The sequence below is a fragment of the Micromonospora sp. NPDC049900 genome (genome assembly GCF_044461025.1).
Taxonomy (GTDB): domain Bacteria; phylum Actinomycetota; class Actinomycetes; order Mycobacteriales; family Micromonosporaceae; genus Micromonospora.
On sequence record NZ_JBITKM010000002.1, the window covers coordinates 358994 to 376355 of the forward strand.

Consider the following 17362-nt stretch of genomic DNA (forward strand, 5'->3'; position numbering starts at 1 on the left):
CTCATCTGGGGGCGGGCCCGATCTCGTCCGGGCCGCCCGGTGCGGCGGTGGGCTGCTCGTCGGCGACGAGTTGCGCGTAGTCGTCGTCGGTGCCGACCAGGGCGGTGAAGATCTCCCGCAGCCTGTTCTCGTCCCGCTCCGCCCGGTTGATCTGCTCGGTCAGCCTGGCGTCCTCCGCCTTGAGCTTGCGCAGCCAGTCGCCACCGAGCGTGACCCGCATGGTGTCCAGCTTGCCCACCCCGATCTTGTCCTGTTTGAGCCCGCCGACGCTGGAGGCCGGGTTGGCGGTCGCCTCGGTGGACTTGGCGGTGTGGCGGTATCCGACCGGGTTCCTCGGGGCGTTCGGATCCGGTTTGGACAGGCCGATCGCGTGCAGCACGGTGTCCTTCACCGATTCGGGGGCGGTGGTCTCCAGGCCGATCTGGAGCCAGCCGATGTCGCTGGCGGTGGGCGGCTTGTAGACGAGCAGGATGTGGCCGTGCACGCCGTCGGGGAGCACCACGTCACCGTTGAAGTCGCGGCTGCCGATGCCACCGGCCGCGATGTCCGCGCCACGCTCGTCGCGCCGGGGGTACTTGACGAGTTTGCCGGCCGTCGCCTTCACGCCGCCGACCTCGCGCAGCGTCTCCTCGCTGCCGCCGGTCATGTCGTGCGTGCTGAACGCCCGCTTCGGCAGGTTCCGCATCCCCAACCAGTCCGGCAGCGACCTGCCACCGATCGGTTCCGCCGTCTCCTCCCGGGGGATCTCCACCCGGACGTTGACCCGCCCGCCGTGCGCGAGGGCCCGCGCCACGGCTCCGGTGTGGCGACGCCACTGCCGGTCCGCCGAGTTCTTGCCCTCGGCCCCGGCCACCTCCAGCCCCTGCTGGATGATCACGAACAGCCGCCGGAGCAGCGTGTTGGCCCGCTGGTTCTTCCGGTTGAACTCCTCGATCTGCGGTGCGCTGAGTGCCTCGGTGCCCTCCTGACCGGCCTGGAGATCCTGGGCGGCGAGGGTGGCGGCGAACGTGTCGCGTACGTCGGTGGTCAGTTCGGCTTCCAGTTCCTCGCGCAGCGGGTCGCCCTCGGGCGCGGACCGCATCATGATGCCCCGGGCCAGCACGTACGCGGGGGTGTCGCGGATGCCGCCGGACTCCGCCCGCCGCTCCCAGGCCAGGGTCGCGACGTACAGCCGTTTCCCCGGCGGCAGTTGCAGCCAGTCGTAGTACTTGCTCGCGTCCAGGTACGCCTGCGCCTCCTCGAACGACCCGGTCTCGGCCTGCACCGCGCTGCCCGGACCCGCCCGATCGATCTCGTCCCGCTCGGCGGTGCTGAGCAGCGGCCCCCGGGACAGACGCGAGGTGTAGTCCGGTGCCGCCTGCTCGGTCGCGGTCGACTGGGCTCCGCCGGGTGCCCGCTGCACCGGCAGGGCGGGCGAACCGCCGTGCTCACCGGAGAGTGCCGCGGCGACGGCCGCGTTCCCGGCGGCGTGCTGAAGCGCCATGATCGGATGTTCCGGCCGGGCACCGGACTCGGTGCCACCGCGACGGACCGACCCTCCCGTACCGCGCTCGCCCTGGTCCTGACGCCACTCTCCGGCCCGCATCGTGCTCCTTCCGGCCCGCTGGCTCTTCCTGCCGTCCGGCAAGTCTGCGCGGCCGGGCGGGCAGTCGACGGTGACCGCGAGGGCACACGTGCGGGTAACGCACGCGGGGCGGATCGGGAAATGCCGGCGACGCGGGCGGGCATCGGCGGCGCACCGCTCAGGCCAGCCGCAGGGTCCGCTTGAGGAAGGTGACCGCCTGGTTGATGGCGGCCTCGGCCGCCTCGGTGCCGCGCAACGCGTCGAGCATCACGAAGTCGTGGACGATCCCCTGGTAGCGGGTCGCCGAGACCTGGACTCCGGCCGAGCGCAGCAGGTGGGCGTACGCCTCTCCCTCGTCCCGCAGCACGTCGGCCTCGGCGGTGATGACCAGCGCGGGCGGCAGCCCGGCGAGGTGTTCCGGGGCCGCCCGCAGCGGCGAGGCGGCGGCCTCGGCCCGTACCGCCGCGTCCGGCGCGTACTGGTCCCAGAACCAGCGCATGGTGTCCCGGCGCAGGTGGAATCCCTCGGCGAACATCCGGTACGACGCGGTGTCGAAGCCGGCGTCGGTGACCGGGTAGAACAGCACCTGCCCGACCGGTCGCGGCGTACCGCGCCGCTTCGCCAGCAGCGTCACCGCCGTCGCCAGCGTGCCGCCCACCGAGTCACCGGCCACGGCGATCCGTTCACCGTCCAGGTCGGCCGCACCCGCGTCGGCGAGCCAGCGCAGCACCGCGTGGCACTCCTCGACCGCCACCGGGTAGCACGCCTCCGGCGCGAGGCTGTAGTACGGGAAGACCACCGCGGCGCCGGTGCCAGCGGCCAGTTCCCGGACCAGCCGGTCGTGGGTGCGGCAGTTCCCGAGGACCCAGCCGGTGCCGTGCAGATAGAGGATCACCGGCAACCGGCCGATGGCACCGGACGGCCGGACCACCCGGACCACGATCTCGCCGCCGGGCCCACCGGGCACCACCCGCTCGTCCAGGTCGGCGTCGGGCCGGGCCAGGTGCCCGGACTGGAGGTCGTCCAGGAGCCGCCGGCCCCGCTCCGGCCCCAGCTCGTGCAGGTACGGCGGTCGCGCGGTCGCCTCGGCGAACCGTCGGGCGGCGGGTTCCAGCACGATCCCGGCGGGAACGTGTCGTCCGGGGACAGGCATCCGACCACTCCGGGGATCCGGGCCGCGCACGCGGCGGAGACACACCGAGGTGTCCCCCGGGTACGCGGAGCCTCTCCGGCCCCCGTCCGGAAAGACATCCGCCATCTGACGGCACTGTCGGTGGACTGCCCCTTCGGGTAGTGGCCGCTTCCCCGCCGCCCGCCCGTCGAGTCATGGTTGCCGGCACCGGGCCTGACCAGACTTCTCCTCACGGATCGCCGTCGTGCCCGAGGGAGCGTGTCATGCCGTCGTACCTGTCACCCGGGGTGTACGTGGAGGAGGTGCCGAGCGGCTCACGCCCGATCGAGGGTGTGGGTACCGCCGTCGCCGCCTTCGTGGGCTTCGCCGCCAGGGGGCCGTTCCACACCGCGACTCTGGTCACGAACTGGAGCCAGTTCGTCCAGACGTTCGGGGAGGCGCTCGACGACGCCTACCTCGCCCACGCGGTGTACGGCTACTTCGCCAACGGCGGTGGCATCTGCTATGTGGTGCGGGTCGGCGCCCCGGAGACTGCGACCGAGGCGACCGGCGCGACCAGGACGGGCCGCACGGTCACCGGGCCGTCGGTGTCGCTCGGCACCTTCACCGTCACCGCCCTGCCCGGCTCGGGTGACGGCGGTGAACTCACCGTGGAGGTGGCCGACGTCGAGGGCGAGTCCGTGCCGGAGGACCGGTTCCGGCTGGTGGTCCGACAGGGCGGCACGGAACGGGAGGCGTTCGACGTCTCCGCGAAGCGCAACACCAAGGCGTACGTGGTCAACCAGGTGCGGGAACGGTCGAAGCTGATCGCGGTCGAGGAGGCGGCACCGGCGAGCTCGCTGGCCCGGCCCTCGAAGCAGTCGGTGACCGTGCCGCCGGTGCCGACCGAGGACGCCGGCCTGCCCGCCCGGATCTCCGCCGACGACTACGTCGGTGACGCCGACGCCCGGACCGGCTTCGGCGGGCTGGAGGCGGTCGACGAGATCACCATGGTCGCGGTGCCCGACCTGATGAGCGCCTACCAGCAGGGCCGGATCAGCCTGGAGGACGTCAAGGCGGTCCAACTGGCGGTCATCTCGCACTGCGAGCAGATGGGCGACCGGATGGCGCTGCTCGACCCGCCGCCGGAGCTGACCGCCCGGGGCGTGCTGACCTGGCGGCAGGAGGAGGCGGGGTACGACTCTCGCTTCGCCGCCCTCTACTACCCCTGGATCAAGGTGTTCGACCCGGCCAGCGGGCAGCACCGGTTCCTGCCGCCGAGCGGGCACGTCGCCGGTCTGTGGTCGCGGACGGACGCGGAACGCGGGGTCCACAAGGCACCGGCGAACGACGTGCTCCGGGGCGTGATCGAGGTGCAGAACTCGGTGACCAAGGGCGAGCAGGACCTGCTCAACCCGATCGGGGTGAACTGCATCCGTACCTTCCCCGGTCGCGGCATCCGGGTGTGGGGCGCGCGGACCCTCTCCTCGGACCCCGCCTGGCGCTACATCAACGTGCGTCGGCTGTTCAACTACATCGAGGAGTCGATCCTGCTCGGCACCCAGTGGGCGGTCTTCGAGCCGAACGACGAGCGGCTCTGGGGCACGATCCGGCGCAACATCGCCGCGTTCCTCACCGAGGAGTGGCGCAGCGGGGCGCTGTTCGGCAGCACCGCCGCCGAGGCGTTCTACGTCAAGTGCGACCGGGAGACCAACCCGCCGGAGTCGGTCAACCTCGGCCGGGTGGTCTGCGAGGTCGGTGTCTCCCCGGTACGCCCCGCCGAGTTCGTCGTGTTCCGGATGTCGCAGTACTCCGACAGCACCAGCCTCGTCTCCGAGTGACCCGACGCGTACCCAGCACAGACATGTGACGGCTAGGAAAGGACGGTAGCCAGCGATGGCGGAGACGGGCGACACCTTCGTTACCCACCGGTTCCAGGTGGAGCTGGGCAAGGCACGGGTCGAATCGGTCCAGGAGGTCAGCGGCCTCACGGTGGAACTCGACGCGATCGAGGTCACCCAGGTCACCCCGACCGGGGAGTACATCATCCGCAAGATCCCGGGGGCCCGGAAGGGCGGCGAGGTGACCATCACCCGTGGCCTGGACAAGAGCAGCGCCTTCACCGAATGGATCAAGGACACGTACGAGAAGGGCGCGATCAACACCGCCCGGCAGAACATCAGCGTGATCGTGGTGGACGCGGAGAACTCGGAACAGCGCCGGTGGGACCTGACCAACGCCTGGGTGAGCCGGTGGGAGGGACCCAGCCTGCGGGCCGGTGACACCTCCCCGGCCACCGAGAAGATCACCATCGTCTTCGAGGAGATCACCAGTTCCTGAGCCACATCGCCACGGACCGCGCGAAGGGAGGTAGCGGCGGCCACTCCCGGCCCGACTCGGGCCGGGTCCGCACGCCGTGAGGTCGATGAGACGACGCACTGTTTCGTACACCGCCCCGGAGGAGCCGCTCGACGGCCCGGACACCGACGCCGGGGCCGCCCCGAACGGCCGGGCCGCACCGACGCCCGAGCCGCCGAGGCTCCAGACCGAGTTCTCCTTCGAACTCCCCCGGGGGTACGTCGACGAGGCGGGCGCCCTGCACCGGCACGGCACCATGCGGCTGGCGACCGCCCGCGACGAACTCGGTCCGCTGGTCGACCTGCGGGTCAAGGACAACCCCGCCTACCTGTCGGTCGTGCTGCTCAGCATGGTCGTCACCCGGCTGGGCACGATCACCGACGTACGGGCCGAACACGTGGAACGGCTGTTCGCCTCGGACCTGACCTTCCTGCAGGACTTCTACCGCCGCATCAACGCGGAGGGGCACACCCGTGCCGCGGTCACCTGCCCGCACTGCACCTCGGACTTCGAGGTGGACCTGGCCGGTGGTCGCCCGGGGGAATCGTGACGTACGCGACCGACCGGCTCTACGAGGAGGTCGCGTACGTCGCCTACCACTTCCACTGGTCCCGCGACGAGATCCTCGACCTGCGCCACGACGAACGGCGGCGCTACGTCGCGGAGATCGCCGCCATCAACACCCGCGTCAACGAGGGGCGGTGATCGACGATGGGCGTACGCGACCTGCTCCGGCGGTGGCGCGGACCGGTCCGGCCCGACGCCCTCCCGGTCGACCCGACCCCGGCCGCTGACCCGGCTCCCACCCCGGTCGTCGACGGCCGGGGCTGGCGGAGCGTACCGCCGATGGACGGTCTGCTCGCCGGTGTCGAGGTGCCGATCAGCGACCCGGTCGGGTTCCGGCACCGGCTGGCCACCTGGCAGGACCCCACCGCCCGTCGTCCCCTGCACCACCTGGTCAGCCCGGACGCGCCCAGCGGGCTGGCACACGACCTGCTCCGCCCGGTGTCCGCACCGGCGGCGACGCCGGACCGTGCCACCGCCCGGCCGGTGCGGCGTTCGACCGTTCCCGACTCCGCCCTGCCGGTGCAACGCCGGGCCACCGCCACCCCGGCCGAGCCGGGTCCCACGCTCCCGGTGGCCCTCCGTGCGCCGTCGGCCTCCCCCACCGGCCCCCTGACCGACGCGGACGGCCCGGCTCCCGAGGATCCGGCCCCGACAGCGGCCGTGACGCCCCGACCGGTCCGTCCCGCCCCGGCCCGCCGAGCCGGTACGCCGTTGACGCTCGCCCAGGTCAGCGCGCCGCCGCGCCGGGTACCCGCGCACCGATCCGGCCCCGCCGACCTCGCCCGGACACCGCGCACCGCAGCCCCGTCCGGCCCGACCCCTTCCGGTTCCGCCACACCGGCTCCCCGCGCCGCGTCCAGTCCGACGGCTCCCGGTCCGGCCGTGCCGACCGGCCCCGCACCGACCGGCCCCGCACCGATCAACGCCGCACCGAGCGGCCCCGCTTCGCTGCCCGCCACGTCGACCGGGCACGCCCCGACACCGACCCGGCACGATCCGCTGCCCGCCGTCCGGACCGCCCCGGTGCCGACGACGTCGGACCGCCCTGCCCCGTCGACCGGCGACGCCGCGCGGACCGGTGGGCCGGTGCCGCCGACCTCGACCGGTGCCCCGGCCCGCACCACGCCGACCCGCCGCGACCCGCCGCCCGCCACGTCGACCGGGGCGGTCCCGGTGTCGCGGGCGCCCCGGATCGGTGGCGCCGCACCGCGACTCGGTCTCGGCGAGCCCGTCGTGATGCCGCCACCCGACCCGGACTCGCCACCGGCGGTGCTGTCCGCCCGTCGTCCGGCCCCGGACCAGCCGTCGCCCAGATCCGTTGGGTCCAGCCCGGCGCGCACCCGGCCCACGGACGCGTACTCCGGCCGTGGCGCGGGCGGCGGCACGTCCGGCGCGGGCGACGCGGCACCGGTGCAGCGGTCCACTCGCCTCCATGGTGGGGGGACGTCGACCGGTGCCACTCCGGCCGCACCCGGCGGAGGCGCCCCGTCCGGTGGCCCGGCTGGACGTGCCGGTGCCGGTCCGCACTCCCCGACCTCCGCACCGCGAGGTGTCACCGGTCGACCGGAGAGTGCTCCGGTGGTACGACCACCGGGGGCCGGGGGGGCGAGGTCGGAAGCCGGAGCGGGGCCGTCCGGCCCGGGCCGGTCACCGCTCCGGGAGGTACCGGCGGGCCGGAGCGGTCCGCCGGTACCTCCCCCCAACCCGCTGGTGGGCCTCGGGGCCCCGCTCACCCCGGACGCGGCCCCGCCACGAGTCGCGGCCCGGCCGGTAGCCGCCACCGGTCCGGTGCCGACCCGACGCACCACCGCCGACACCTCGCCCCACCCCGGCGACGCCGCCCACCGGCCCGCGCCGCCGACGGTCTCCCCGCCGACGGGTCCGGCCCGGGTCCGCCCGCTCGACAGGGCACCGGCCGCCCCGACGCCCACGGCCATGCCCCCGGCACACCCGGACCGTCCGGTCCCGACCGGCAACGGCAGCGCGAGCCCGTCGCCTCGGACCGCGAGCCCGACCCCGATATCCCGGACCGGGACCGGCAGCGTGTTCCCGCCCCGGACCGCGAGCCCGACCCCGGCCGGGACCGGCAACGCGTCCCGGCCCCGGGCCGCAGGCCACACCTCGACCGGGACCGGCAGCGCAGCCCCGACCCGGGCCGACGGTCCGGTCCCGGCCGGGAGCGGCAACGCACCACTGGTGCGGACCGGAGGCCCGGCGTCCGTGCCCCGGGCCGGCGGCACACCTCCGGGGTCTCCGACGCAGACCGGTGAAGCGGCCCCGGTGGTGCAGACCCGGTCCGCCGCCCCGCAGCAGGCCCCGCGCCCGATGACGTACCCCGCCGAGCCGTCCGCCCCGGCGGCAGCGTCACCGCGGCCCCGATCGGTGACCGTCCGGTCGGACACGCCGGTCGTCCGTCCGCACTCCCCGGCCGCCGCTGCGGCGGCCGGTAGGGGGCCGACGGTGCGGGGTGCCGGCCCGGCGCCGACGCCGCGCGGCACGGCGGCCGACCGGCGGACGGGGCGCGCCCCGCTGCTCGGCGAGCGGCCCCTGAGGCCGGTCCTGCAACGGTCCGGGCTCGACACGACGCCCCGACGTGGCACGGGATCCAGGACACCGGCGGCTGCCCGCACCCCGGCCGGGTCCGCCGTGCCGGTCCGGTGGGTCCGGTCGACCGGCGGCACACCGGAGACCACGACCAGCCGAACCTCGGCGAGCACCAGGGAGGCGCCCACGATGACCGGACCAGAAGCAGCCGTCGCAGGTTCCGGCACCCGGCCCGGTCCGGGTGCCGGGCCGCACCCGGCCCGACCGGTCACCGGACCGGTCCGGGCGACCGCCACGGCCGCCGTGTCGGCACCCGCGCCCGCCGGCCCGGCGCCGCGCCCGCCGGTCGTGACCCGCGCCGCGGGTGCCACCACGCCGATCGGTGCCGCACCGCAGATCCAGCGGACACCGCGCGGCGGCACGTCCACCGCGCCGCGCCCCGCCACCGTGGTCCAGCGGACGGGACCGGTGGCGTCCGGAACCTCGACCACCACCCGCGCCAAGACGGCCGGCGGCTCCGACCGCGCCACGACCGGCACGGCCCGGGACGCCCCCACCCGGACGTCGCCAGGCGGGGGACACGAGGACCGGGACAGCGCCGAACGGTTCCACCACCTGGACCCCAGGGCCCTGGACGAACTCGCCCACCGGCTCTTCGAACCGATCTCCCGGCTGCTGCGGACCGAGCTCCGGCGCGGACGTGAACGCTCCGGCCGGTGGCTGGACGGTGGCCGGTGAGCGACGTCGACCCCGGCACCAGCGTCCACTTCCGGCTCCGCATCGACGGCATCGACCTCGGCAACTGGAACTCCTGCGACGGGCTCGGCTGCGAGGTCGAGGTGGAGCAGCACCAGGAGGGCGGCAACAACGGCTTCGTCTGGCAACTGCCGTCGCGGGTGCGCTACACCAACGTCACGCTCACCCGACCGTTGATCCCGGACACCGCCAAGGTGGCCCGGCTGCTCGCCAAACTCCCACAGGGCGTCACCCGGGGCACCGCCCAGATCGCGGCACTACAGCCCAACCGGGCCCTGCTGGTCCAGTGGGGACTGGCCGACGTCGTCCTGGTCCGCTGGACCGGCCCGTCCTTCGACCCGGCCCGCTCCGAGACGGCCACCGAGAGCATCGAACTCGCCTACCACGGCTTCCTGGAGGTGGGCTGACATGCCGACCGGCAAGGTCTCCGCGTTCCTCCAGCGCTACAACCCGCCGCTGGGCGGCGGCAACCGTCCCGGCGGGGCGCTGGGCGGCCCGATCACCTTCATGTTCAACCCGAACGAGCTGACGCTGACCAAGTCGGCCTCCTGGATCCCACACGTGGTCCGTGGCGCCGAGCAGGTCGGCATCCCGGAGTTCACCGGCTCGGAGCCGCGCAACCTCGCGCTGACGGTCTTCCTCGACGTGACCGACACGCACAGCCGTACCGTGCAGCAGCGCGTGGAGAGCCTGCTGTCCTGCTGTACGCCGACCACGGCCAGCATCGCCGCGAAGGCGCCCTCGCCACCGTGGGTGAAGTTCACCTGGGGCCAGTTCCAGACCGTCTCGTTCTACTCGTACGTCAGCCAGGTCACCGCGACGTACACGCTGTTCGACAGCTCCGGCACCCCGTTGCGGGCGACCTGCGCGGTGAACCTGACCGAGATCAACGGCAGCAAGCCCGCCCAGAACCCCACCTCGGGCACCCGCTCGGCGCGTCGGGTGCACCGGGTGGTGGACGGCGACTCGTTGCCGCTGCTGGCCCACCGCGAGTACGGGGACCCGACCCTCTGGCGGGTGATCGCCGAGGCGAACGACCTCGACGACCCGAGCCGGCTGCCACCCGGCACCGAGCTGCTGTTGCCCGCGCCCGACGAGGTCCCGACCGCCCTGTCCCGCGTATCCGTCGGGTCCGGTGCCGCCGCGGAAGGTAGGTAGCTCACGTGCCCACCGGAACCCTGACCAACCTGCTCAAGGTCGGCCTGCCCACGGACGAGATCCCCGCCCCCTGGCCGGAGGAGTTGACGTACGGCTGCGTCGAGGACGGCGTCAACATGCCGGCGGTGGCGACCCTGCGCTACCGCGATCCGGGCTCGCTGATGGTGGAGAAGGTCGGCATCACGATCGGCCAGAAGCTGACCGTGGCGGTCCGGCCCGGCGACCGCAACGGCGAGACACCGCTGTTCACCGGCGAGGTGATCACCGTCGAGACGGAGTTCGACGGCACCGGCACGTACACCACGATCCGTGCCCTGGACCTGTCGCACCGCCTCCGGCGCGGCCGACGGGTGGCCCGCTACCTCAACCGGAAGGCGTCCGACATCGCCGGGGAACTGGCCCGGTTCGCCGGTCTGCCGATCGGCCGGATCGATCCCACCACCGTGGTCTACGAGGTGGTGGCGCAGCCCAACGTCAGCGACTGGGAGTTCCTCCGGATGCTGGCCGCCGACAACGACGCCGAGGTGGCGATGGTCGACGGACGGTTCGTGTTCCGCCGGCCGGTCCGCGCCGCCTCCGCCCCCGGCACGCAGACGCCCGCCGAGCGCAGCGACTTCGTGGCGGAGGTCAACGGCAACGTCCTCTCCATGCACGCCACCGTCACCTCGGCCGGCCAGTTCACCGACGTCGAGGTACGCGGCTGGGACCGCCGTACCCGCCAGCCGGTGATCGGTCGTACCCGGGTGCGCGACAGCGACGAGGTACGACTGCCGGTGACCGCCGGGGAGTTGGCGGAGCGGTTCGGCAACGCCGAGATGCTGGTCGCCGACGTGCCGTACGAGACGGCGGCCGAGGTCGACACCGTGTCCCGGTCGCTGGCCGCCCAGGTGGCGAGTGGCTTCGCCGAACTCGAGGTGGCGCTCCGGGGGAACCCGCTGCTGCGCACCGGCGTGCCGTTCACGCTCAGCGGCGTCGGGAAGCCGTTCGTCGGCAAGTACACCGTGACCGCCAGTCGGCACCTCTTCGGGCCGGCGCGGTTCTACGAGACCTGGCTGACGGTCAGCGGCGCCCAGGACCGGTCGCTGGGCGGCCTCACCGGCGGCAACCCGGTCGCGCTCCGGTCGCGGATGCCGGGGCTGGCCGTCGGCGTGGTCACCGACGCCAACGCCGTCCGGGACCGTAACCATCCGGAACGCCGGGACCGGGGCTGGGTCAAGCTCCGCTTCCCCTGGCTGGACGACGAGTACGAGACCGACTGGGTCCGGACGGTGCAACTGGGCGGAACCGGCGGCGGCGGGGTGTGCTGCCCCGAGGTCGGTGACGAGGTGCTGGTCGGCTTCGAACAGGGGCTGCTCGACCGGCCGTACGTGATCGGCGGGCTCTACAACGGCGTCGACCAGCCCTCGCCGCACGACGGTCCACTCGTCGACCCGACCAGCGGGGCGGTGAACCGACTCTCGTTCGCCTCCCGCAACGGCCGGGCGACCGGCGGCGGGACCACCGGCAACTGGGTCGAGCTGCTGGACGGGCCGACCGTCGCCGCCGCGGCGCAGGGGGTTCGGCTGCGTACCCAGAAGGGCACCGACAACCTGCTGGTGCACCTGGACCGGGCCGGCACGTCGGTGGTGGTCCGCAGCGACGGCAGCGTGGTGATCGAGGCCAAGACCGACCTCACCGTCCGCGGCACCGGGGGCGTCTCGGTCGAGTCGCGCGGGCCGGTCTCGGTCACCGGTCGAGGCGTGTCGGTGGACGCCGGGACCGGCGAGCTGAAGCTCACCGGTGACAGCGTGTCGATCTCCGGCCGGATCGTCCGGATCAACTGAGGAGGGAAACGCGATGCCAGCAGCAGCCCGTATCGGGGACAGGGTCGGCCACGGCGCACCCACCGGAAGCGTCGGCCCGCCCGCCGCAGGTCTGCCCGGGGGTGCCGCGTCGCCGGCCGGTCCCCTGCTCGGCGTGGCCAGCGTGCTCATCGGTGGCCGACCGGCGGCGGTGGTCGGCACTGTGTGCACCTGCCCGGTGCCGCCACCGCACCTGGCCCTCGGCCCGGGCAACGTGGTGCTGCCCGGGCCGCCCTCGGTGGGCGGGCAGGTGCTGATCGGCGGCTTCCCCGCCGCCCGGGTCGGCGACCGGACCACCTGCTCGGCGACGATCCTGACCGGCGCCCTGAACGTCTCGATCGGGGGCTGAGCGAGGTGGCGGAGCAGTTCATCGGTGCCGGGTGGGCGTTCCCGCTGCGGTTCGACGCCGGTGGCGGCATCGCGCTGGTCAACCGGGAGCGGGAGATCGTCGAGGCGATCCGGCTCATCCTCGGCACCGCACCCGGTGAGCGACCCATGCGCCCCGAGTTCGGCTGCGCGATCCACGACTTCGTCTTCGCGCCCGCCGACGAGAACACCGCCGGGCAGGTCGCCTTCGAGGTACGCGCCGCACTCGACCGCTGGGAGCCCCGGATCGAGGTCACCGACGTTCTGGTGGGCTTCGACGAGGTGACCGCCGGCACTCTCTACATCGACCTCCGGTACGTGCTGCGCGGGACCAACGACCCCCGCAACCTGGTCTTCCCGTTCTATGTGATCCCGTCGCACGACGGGGCCGAGGTGGAGGCGACGTACTGATGGCCCTGCCCGCACCCAACCTCGACGACCGACGTTTCCAGCACCTCGTCGACGACGCCAAACGCTTCATCCAGCAGCGCTGCCCGGAGTGGACCGACCACAACGTCTCCGACCCGGGGGTCACGCTTGTCGAGGCGTTCGCACAGATGACCGACGAGCTGCTGTACCGGTTGAACCGGGTGCCGGAGAAGAACTACCTGGCCTTCCTCGACCTGATCGGCGTACGCCTGTTCCCACCGACCGCGGCACGGTCCGCGCTCACGTTCTGGCTCGCCGCCCCGCAGGCCGAGACGGTGCTGCTGCGGGCCGGGACCGAGGCCGGCACGGTGCGTACCGAGACGGAGGAGGCCATCGTCTTCGCCACCGACACCGACCTGGCGATCGTGCCGTGCGAGCTGGCCCACCTGCGCGTGCATCCCGCCGACGGTCCGGCCGCCGACCGCACCGACCAGGTGCTCGACGGCCGGGACGTGGCCTGCTTCGCCACCCCGCCCGCGGTCGGCGACGCGGTGCTGTTCGGCCTGGACGCGGCGGTCCCGTCCTGCGTGGTGGTGCTGCGGCTGGAGAGCCGGGTGGAGGGCATCGGCGTCGACCCCCGGCAGCCGCCGGTGCGCTGGGAGGCATGGGACGGCGCAGGCTGGACGGAGTGCGAGGTGGACAGCGACTCCACCGGTGGACTCAACCGGCCGGGCGACGTGGTGCTGCACGTACCGGCCGGACACACCACCTCCACCGTCGGCGGCCAGCGGGCCGCCTGGCTGCGGTGCCGGCTGGTCGCCGCCGAGCCCGGCCAGCCGTTCTACTCGGCCTCCCCGACGATCCGCGCCGCGACGGCCTTCACCATCGGCGGCACCGTCGAGGCGGTGCACGCCGAGACGGTGGTGGGCGAGTTCCTCGGCGAGTCCGAGGGCGTACCGGGCCTGCGCCTTCGGGTGGCCCGCCCGCCGGTGCTCCCCGACGACGAGCCGTTCGTGGTCGAGGTCTCCGACGGCACCGGCTGGCAGGAGTGGACCGAGGTGGACGCGTTCGGCGCCACCGGCCCGGACGACCGGTGCGTGACCGTGGACCGGACCACCGGCGAGGTGGAGTTCGGGCCGGCGGTCCGCGAACCGGACGGATCGCTGCGCCGCTACGGCGCGGTGCCGCCCAACGGCGCCCGCCTGCGGGTAAGGCGGTACCGCACCGGCGGTGGACGGCGCGGCAACGTGGCCCGGGGCGCGATCTCGATGCTGCGCAGCTCGGTGCCGTACGTCAGCCGGGTGGAGAACCGGGAGGCCGCCCTCGGCGGCGTGGACGGCGAGTCGGTGCAGAGCGCCCGCCAGCGGGGCCCGGTGCAGTTGCGGGCACAGGACCGGGCGGTGACCGCCCGGGACTACGAGCTGATCGCCGGGCAGGCCGTACCGGCCGCGGCCCGGATCCGCTGCCTGTCCGCCGGGGACGGCGCCGACCCCGGCGGGGTACGCCTGCTGGTGGTGCCCGAAGCGGTCGCGGACGCCGGTGAGCAGCTCCGCTTCGAGCAACTGATCCCGCCCGACGACATGCTCGCCACCATCGCCGAGCACCTGGACGCGCGCCGCCCCATCGGCGTACGACTCAGCGTGGAACCCCCCTTCTACCAGGGCGTCACCGTGGCGGTCCGGCTGAGGGCCCGGCCCGGTGCGCAGGCCGGACGGGTCCGTACGGCGGTGCTCGACGCGCTCTACGGCTACCTCAACCCGCTGCGCGGCGGGCCGGACGGGACGGGCTGGCCGTTCGGCCGACCGGTGCAGTCCGGCGAACTCTTCGGGGTGCTCCAGCACCTGCCCGGCGTCGCGTTGCTGGAGGAGGTGCTGCTCTTCCCCGCCGACCCGCTCACCGGCCGGCGCGGCACGGCCACGTCCCGGGTCGACCTCGACCCGCACGCGTTGGCCTTCTCCTACGAACACCAGGTCCGGGTGGAGGAACGCTAGGTCCGCCCGGACCGGAGAGGGATGTCCCATGCGCGGCACGGTGGCGGGTCTCGGCACACCGCATCCGTTCGGCCCACGGCTGCCGGCGATCTATGCCTCGGACGACGTGGCCGGACGGCTGCTCGCCGCCTTCGACGAGGTGCTGGCCCCGGTGCACGCGACGCTGGACAGCCTCGCCGCCTATCTGGACCCCCGGCTGGCCCCGGCCGACTTCGTCGACTGGCTCGCCGGGTGGGTGGCCGCCGAGACGGCACCGGGGTGGACCCTGGCGCAGCGCCGCGAGGCGGTCGCCGGGGCGGTGGCGCGGCACCGGGTGCGCGGTACCGCGCAGGGCCTGGCGGAACAGGTGCAGATGGTCTTCGGGGTCCGGCCGGAGATCACCGAGAACGGCGGTACGGCCTGGTCGTCGGAGTCGGGCGGGCCGCTTCCCGGCACGGCGGTACCCGCCCTGACCGTGACGGTACGGGTACCCGAGCCGGACCGGGTGCCGCTGGACGCGCTACGGGCGCTGGTGGAGGCGAACCGGCCGGCGCACGTACCGTGCACGGTCCGGGTCGTCGCCGACGGGCAACCGGCGGAGGGTGACGACGATGGAGCGGTGTGAGCGGTGCGTACCGGCCGAACCCGGTAGCGCCTTCTGCGGGGTCTGCGGATCGTTCCTCGACTGGGAGCAGTCCCCGGACGCGCCGCCGCCCGTCCGGCCGTCGACCGGGCCCCGCCCCGCCCCGCCCCCGGACGATCCGGTGACGGCCCGGCCGGTCGACCCGGGAACCGCGGACGCCCCTGACGACACGACGCCCTGGTTCGACTTCCCGACCCCGACCCCGACCCCGACCGCCGCACCGACCCCGGTTACCGAACCGACTCCGGCGCACCCGGCCACCGTGCAGCCACCGGCGCACCCGGCCACGTGGACACCGACCGGCACGGCCGCCGAATCGGCCCCGGTGACTCCGACCGGCGAACCGGTGGAGGTCGTGGAGGCGGTCCAACCGGCCCGCCCGTCGATCCGTCGGCCGGTCGTCCGGCAACGCCCACCCTCGACCGAGGAGAGTGCCGGTGGCGTCACCTGCCCGGTGTGTGGGACGGGCAACCCGCCGGACCGCAGGTTCTGCCGCCGGTGCGGCAACGCCCTCGACGCCCGGACCGGCCCGTCCGCCCGGGAGTCGTGGTGGCGGCGCCTGCGCCGAGCCGTGGGCCGGGCGGCGAACTGGCTGTTCCGGCCCCGCTCCGGCGTCGCGGGTCTGGTACGCCGGATCGCCGCACTGCTGCTCGTCGTCGCCCTGCTCGCCGGTCTCGCGTACGGCGTGGCCCGGTTCGGTCCGCAGGCCGGCGACGCCGTACGCGACCGCCTCGCCGATCCGCAGCCGGTGAGCCCGGTGTCGGTCCAGGCGTCCAGTCAGGCGGGCGGCCACCCGGCGGAGGCGGTGGTCGACGGGATCAGCAACAGCTACTGGGCCCCCGCCTCCGAGGGCGCCGGTGGCGGCGAGTACGTCGAACTCACCTTCGCCGCACCGTTCCGGCTGCTCGACCTGATCGTGCACGCCGGTGTGTCGGCGCAGCGCGACGAGTTCCTGCGGCAGGCCCGCCCGGCGGAGCTGGAGCTGACGCTCTGGACCAGCGGCGGCACCTCGGAGAGCCGCGTACTCCAGCTCGCCGACCAGGCCGGCCCGCAGACCTTCCACCACGTGGTCGACGACGTGGTGCGGGCCCGGCTCACCGTCCGGCAGAGCTACGGCAGCGCCCCCGACCGTCGTACCGCCGTCGCCGAGGTCGAGTTCTTCCGCCGCCCCTGACGGCGCTCAGGCGGCGCTCTGACCGCCGTCAGGCGGCGCGGGCCGGGCCGGGCACCCCGAGTGTGCGCAGCACCCGGTCGTAGGCGCAGCGTGTCCGCGCCGCCGCCGCCGTGTCCCCGGACCGCTGGTGCGCCTCGGCCAGCACCCGCCAGGCGTCGTCCCGGAACCCGTCGATCTCCAGTCCGCGACGGGCCGCCGCAGCCGCCCCGGCGAGATCACCGGCCTCCAGTTCGAACGCGGCGAGCGTCACCGCCGCCTCCGCCGCCAGAGTGCGGTAGCGGTCGCGGTCGGCCACCACCCACTCCGCCGGGCCGTCCTCCGGCAGCAGGTCACCGGCGTACTGGGCGAGCGCCTCCCGCAGCGCCGCCGTCGCGACGCCCCGCTGCCCCGCGCCCACGTTGCGCCGCCACGCCGCCACCGCGTTCTCGAACGAGCGCACGTCGCAGCGGGCACTGCGCGGCAGATCCAACAGGTACGACTCGCCGTCACGTCGCACGAACCGGGACTCGCCACGCCGTACGCCCGGTTCGAGGAACGCCCGCAACGTGGAGACACCGACGTGCAGGTTGCGGATGCCGGACCCGACCGGCAACTCCGGCCAGAGCGCCGTCAGGATGGTCTCCCGGTGCACCGGCCGACCACCGTGGGCGGCCAGGAACCGCAGCAGGGCGCGCACCCTCGGCCGTACCGTCGTCCACTCCAGCCGACGCCCCGGGATCTCCAGATGGAACCCGCCGAAACAGCGGACCACGAGTGGCGCGCCCGTGTCCGGCTGCGTGACGGTCGACGGTCCCGGTTCCTCGACCGCCCGTCCCCGGAGCGGCTGCTGGCTCGAATACCTCATCTTCCGGAACTCCTCCGTCCCCCATCGGTCGCCGTGCCCACCACAGATGCTGCGCCGATCACCGCGCGTAGACATCAGTCAGTTGACGCATACCGAT

At 74.1% G+C, this 17362-nt stretch carries 16 protein-coding genes; 13 read left to right on the forward strand and 3 right to left on the reverse strand.

Annotation, left to right across the window (positions count from 1 at the left end; all coding sequences use genetic code 11):
* Position 1: 1 nt before the first annotated feature.
* Complete coding sequence (locus ACIBMZ_RS06100) at positions 2-1483, reverse strand: hypothetical protein (RefSeq protein WP_396691488.1); 1482 nt, start codon at positions 1481-1483, stop codon at positions 2-4.
* Between the two features lie 259 nt (positions 1484-1742).
* The gene (locus tag ACIBMZ_RS06105; protein ID WP_396691489.1) at positions 1743-2717 is read right to left on the reverse strand and encodes an alpha/beta hydrolase; all 975 of its coding nucleotides are present in this window, start codon (positions 2715-2717) and stop codon (positions 1743-1745) included.
* Positions 2718-2959: 242 nt separating this feature from the next.
* Here ACIBMZ_RS06105 and ACIBMZ_RS06110 point away from each other — a divergent pair, with 242 nt between their 5' ends.
* The 13 genes from ACIBMZ_RS06110 (at position 2960) to ACIBMZ_RS06170 (ending at position 16421) form a co-directional block, all read left to right on the forward strand.
* On the forward strand, positions 2960-4516 hold the full coding sequence (locus ACIBMZ_RS06110) for a phage tail sheath family protein (RefSeq protein WP_396691490.1): 1557 nt from the start codon (positions 2960-2962) through the stop codon (positions 4514-4516).
* A 55-nt stretch (positions 4517-4571) separates the two neighbouring features.
* Positions 4572-5015 (forward strand): phage tail protein, encoded by a 444-nt coding sequence (locus ACIBMZ_RS06115; protein WP_350695527.1) that lies wholly within the window; start codon positions 4572-4574, stop codon positions 5013-5015.
* 85 nt (positions 5016-5100) lie between these two features.
* A complete protein-coding gene (locus ACIBMZ_RS06120) occupies positions 5101-5583 on the forward strand; it encodes a hypothetical protein (RefSeq protein ID WP_396691491.1) in 483 nt (160 codons plus the stop codon).
* Positions 5580-5738, forward strand: a complete 159-nt coding sequence (locus ACIBMZ_RS06125; RefSeq protein ID WP_162854369.1) for a DUF6760 family protein — start codon at positions 5580-5582, stop codon at positions 5736-5738. Before ACIBMZ_RS06120 ends, ACIBMZ_RS06125 begins: the two co-directional genes overlap by 4 nt.
* A gap of 6 nt (positions 5739-5744) precedes the next feature.
* Positions 5745-8882, forward strand: coding sequence for a hypothetical protein (locus tag ACIBMZ_RS06130; protein WP_396691492.1), 3138 nt, complete (start codon positions 5745-5747; stop codon positions 8880-8882).
* The gene (locus ACIBMZ_RS06135) at positions 8879-9307 is read left to right on the forward strand and encodes a phage tail protein (protein WP_396691493.1); all 429 of its coding nucleotides are present in this window, start codon (positions 8879-8881) and stop codon (positions 9305-9307) included. The genes ACIBMZ_RS06130 and ACIBMZ_RS06135 overlap by 4 nt, the downstream gene beginning before the upstream one ends.
* A 1-nt stretch (position 9308) precedes the next feature.
* Complete coding sequence (locus ACIBMZ_RS06140) at positions 9309-10058, forward strand: peptidase M23 (RefSeq protein ID WP_396691494.1); 750 nt, start codon at positions 9309-9311, stop codon at positions 10056-10058.
* A gap of 5 nt (positions 10059-10063) precedes the next feature.
* The gene (locus ACIBMZ_RS06145) at positions 10064-11881 is read left to right on the forward strand and encodes a VgrG-related protein (protein ID WP_396691495.1); all 1818 of its coding nucleotides are present in this window, start codon (positions 10064-10066) and stop codon (positions 11879-11881) included.
* Between the two features lie 13 nt (positions 11882-11894).
* Positions 11895-12248: a PAAR domain-containing protein gene (locus ACIBMZ_RS06150; protein ID WP_396691496.1), complete on the forward strand. Its 354-nt coding sequence runs from the start codon at positions 11895-11897 to the stop codon at positions 12246-12248.
* Positions 12249-12253: 5 nt separating this feature from the next.
* Positions 12254-12676: a GPW/gp25 family protein gene (locus tag ACIBMZ_RS06155; protein ID WP_396691497.1), complete on the forward strand. Its 423-nt coding sequence runs from the start codon at positions 12254-12256 to the stop codon at positions 12674-12676.
* Complete coding sequence (locus tag ACIBMZ_RS06160) at positions 12676-14625, forward strand: putative baseplate assembly protein (protein ID WP_396691498.1); 1950 nt, start codon at positions 12676-12678, stop codon at positions 14623-14625. The genes ACIBMZ_RS06155 and ACIBMZ_RS06160 overlap by 1 nt, the downstream gene beginning before the upstream one ends.
* 28 nt (positions 14626-14653) lie before the next feature.
* Positions 14654-15229 carry a phage tail protein gene (locus tag ACIBMZ_RS06165; RefSeq protein WP_396691499.1) on the forward strand — a complete coding sequence of 192 codons (576 nt, stop codon included), beginning with the start codon at positions 14654-14656 and terminating at the stop codon, positions 15227-15229.
* Complete coding sequence (locus ACIBMZ_RS06170) at positions 15216-16421, forward strand: NADase-type glycan-binding domain-containing protein (protein WP_396691500.1); 1206 nt, start codon at positions 15216-15218, stop codon at positions 16419-16421. The genes ACIBMZ_RS06165 and ACIBMZ_RS06170 overlap by 14 nt, the downstream gene beginning before the upstream one ends.
* Before the next feature lie 28 nt (positions 16422-16449).
* Here ACIBMZ_RS06170 and ACIBMZ_RS06175 read toward each other — a convergent pair whose 3' ends face one another.
* Positions 16450-17265: a BTAD domain-containing putative transcriptional regulator gene (locus ACIBMZ_RS06175; RefSeq protein ID WP_396691501.1), complete on the reverse strand. Its 816-nt coding sequence runs from the start codon at positions 17263-17265 to the stop codon at positions 16450-16452.
* Positions 17266-17362 lie beyond the last annotated feature (97 nt).

Bases quoted from the DNA above. Each gene is read 5' to 3' on its own strand.
- ACIBMZ_RS06100 (WP_396691488.1), bottom strand. From the start codon at position 1,483: ATGGCGCTTCAGCACGCCGCCGGGAACGCGGCCGTCGCCGCGGCACTC.
- ACIBMZ_RS06105 (WP_396691489.1), bottom strand. From the start codon at position 2,717: ATGCCTGTCCCCGGACGACACGTTCCCGCCGGGATCGTGCTGGAACCC.
- ACIBMZ_RS06110 (WP_396691490.1), top strand. From the start codon at position 2,960: ATGCCGTCGTACCTGTCACCCGGGGTGTACGTGGAGGAGGTGCCGAGC.
- ACIBMZ_RS06115 (WP_350695527.1), top strand. From the start codon at position 4,572: ATGGCGGAGACGGGCGACACCTTCGTTACCCACCGGTTCCAGGTGGAG.
- ACIBMZ_RS06120 (WP_396691491.1), top strand. From the start codon at position 5,101: ATGAGACGACGCACTGTTTCGTACACCGCCCCGGAGGAGCCGCTCGAC.
- ACIBMZ_RS06130 (WP_396691492.1), top strand. From the start codon at position 5,745: ATGGGCGTACGCGACCTGCTCCGGCGGTGGCGCGGACCGGTCCGGCCC.
- ACIBMZ_RS06140 (WP_396691494.1), top strand. From the start codon at position 9,309: ATGCCGACCGGCAAGGTCTCCGCGTTCCTCCAGCGCTACAACCCGCCG.
- ACIBMZ_RS06150 (WP_396691496.1), top strand. From the start codon at position 11,895: ATGCCAGCAGCAGCCCGTATCGGGGACAGGGTCGGCCACGGCGCACCC.
- ACIBMZ_RS06160 (WP_396691498.1), top strand. From the start codon at position 12,676: ATGGCCCTGCCCGCACCCAACCTCGACGACCGACGTTTCCAGCACCTC.
- ACIBMZ_RS06165 (WP_396691499.1), top strand. From the start codon at position 14,654: ATGCGCGGCACGGTGGCGGGTCTCGGCACACCGCATCCGTTCGGCCCA.
- ACIBMZ_RS06170 (WP_396691500.1), top strand. From the start codon at position 15,216: ATGGAGCGGTGTGAGCGGTGCGTACCGGCCGAACCCGGTAGCGCCTTC.
- ACIBMZ_RS06175 (WP_396691501.1), bottom strand. From the start codon at position 17,265: ATGAGGTATTCGAGCCAGCAGCCGCTCCGGGGACGGGCGGTCGAGGAA.